Source organism: Lachnobacterium bovis DSM 14045 (assembly GCF_900107245.1).
GTDB lineage: Bacteria > Bacillota > Clostridia > Lachnospirales > Lachnospiraceae > Roseburia > Roseburia bovis.
This window is the reverse complement of sequence record NZ_FNPG01000054.1, coordinates 1-2,296: the sequence shown is the minus strand read 5'-3', so window position 1 is coordinate 2,296 and position 2,296 is coordinate 1. Positions and strand designations below refer to the sequence as shown.

Below are 2,296 nucleotides of genomic sequence, written 5' to 3'. Positions count from 1 at the left end.
AATGCAAGTAATGAGTTTACTGCGTAATCAGCTGTCTTTGGTGAAGAAGTCTTTGAAGATTTCTTTGTTGATGTTGTAGCTTTAGCAGCTTTTGTTGTAGAAGTTGCAGCTTTAGTTGTGCTTGTTGTAGCTGTTGTGCCTGTACCGTTTGAAGGTGTGATTGTACCTTTGTTATTATCATCTTCTTTAGCTGGATTATCGTCATCAGGGTTTAGTTCTGGAGCTGGTGTATCACTTGATAATGATTTATCATATAAAACTGTAAAATCTGATAAATCTTTTGTATAGATGTATAAGTCATCTCCATCAACCTTAATGCCTTCACCATCTTTTAATGATGTTTCTAATCTCTGAATATTTCCGTCATGACTTCTTAATACAAAATATCCGCCTTTATTTCTTGCTTCCACTGGCAATTTAACCTTAATTGTGATAGGATTCTTGAATGATTTAACATCATTCTGAGCAGTTTCTCCACTTGCCTGTGTTTGTGCATCACCTGTTTGACCACCCTTTACCGTCACGTTAACATTAAGTGCTACTTCGATGTTTTCATTTTTAATTTTTTCATTTGCAATAACGTCGTTAAATACTGCAGCTGCTTCTGTTGAAGTTTCTGTAGTAACTACTACTGCTGAGTTTTTATCTTCATCTGTATCATCAAGATTCTTGTATTCCTCTAAAATCTTAGAAGGATCTACACTAACATTAGAATCTGCTACAACTTTTGCATAGTCTTTTCCTTCAATGATTTCTTTGTCATTTCTTAAACCGCCTGAAACTACAATTACAGGATTTTCATCTGCAAAAGTACCAGTTATTTTATAATAAAGTTTTCCAGATGCTTTTGTAGGTTCAGCAACATTTATATTATCAGACGAATTCTGTGATTTAATATCTATTTTACCAATTAATGTATCAAGATTTTTGGCTTCGTCAGGTGTTACAACAATAGTAAGCTCGCCACCATCTTGTTTTACATTTGTTTCACCATCAAATGCAGCTGATGCTCCATTAAGGTTTGTTTTAAGTGTAGGTGTGATTTTAGCATCTTCAACAGTAGCAACAATTGTTACAATAACGTCCTTAGTAATTGTTCCTAAATCAAATGAAACATTAACGCCACTAACAGAACCTGTTATCTTCTCATCTGTAGATCCATCTTTTTTAACGATAGCTTCAACTTTTGTTACTTTCTTTCCTTTTGGAATTTCGCTTAAAACAATATCTAAAACTGTTTTAACATTTGTTGCAACAAGTGTGCTTGCACCTGATTCTCCATTCACAGTTACAGTTGCTGAAGGTTTGTTTGGTTGAGAAATTGTAGCATTACCAACCTTTACATCAGAGTCCTCTTTTTTATCAATAATATTGACAGATGCTTGATCCTTTACGGCTGATTTACGAGTGTAAACTTTAAATTCTGCTGATGAACCTGGATTAGCAGCGAATTTTTCTTTTGCATCTACGGCATTTTCATCGTTTATTGGATCACTATCTGATGACATAAAATATTTACCTGGTACATAATCAACACTCCATTTGTAAGTAGCTACTTGAGCCTCTAATGTTGTTTGGGTGTAAGAACCGTCGTTTGCTTTTGTGTAAACGTCGTTTTTCGTGTCGCTTTCTGATGTAGGAGTACCTGTATATTCTGTGGCTGTAATCTTATAATATGTGCCGTCTGCAACACCATTTCCTTCTTTCCACACATTCCCTTCTTCTTCAAGCGATACTTCGGTGTACTTGTTACCTTCTGCTTTTTTGTAATACACTCCAGCTTCAGGAGAACCAGACGTTGCTGAACCTCCACTTAAAGTAACAGAGCTATTTTCAGTAACAGTATAAAATGTTCCAGTTTGCCACTCATAAGTAGCTGGAACAGCACTTACAGGAACTTCTGTATACACATACTTATTTGCATCATCCGCCTTAACCTCCTGAGCGAAACTTCCTACAAGTGGAACATTTGGTGCTAAACTTGTGCCAACTACTGCGGCACTTAATAAACCTATTAGTAATTTTTTCTTTAAACCTCTTACCATTTTAGATATCCTCCTTATTCGAGTTGCGATAAATTGTTGATTATTAGCGGTGGCAATGGAAACGAATCTAGTTAATAAAACTGAGCTGTTGTGTAAAAAGAAGAGTAAGATTAGATACTATATTAAAGCGATTAATTCTAAAATAATTGCTTTAATTTAAAGATTTGGCATGAAAGAGTGTAAATTTTTATTTTCCAAGGAAATTAGACGAAAAATCGTGATTAAATAAGTTTGTAATTTATAAAAAGATC

General features: G+C 34.5%; 1 protein-coding gene. It reads right to left on the bottom strand.

The genetic code is table 11. The features are described 5' to 3' along the window. A partial coding sequence (locus BLV79_RS12335) for a hypothetical protein (RefSeq protein WP_143470279.1) occupies window positions 1-2,045 on the bottom strand: 2,045 nt, incomplete at its 3' end. Window positions 2,046-2,296 lie beyond the last annotated feature (251 nt).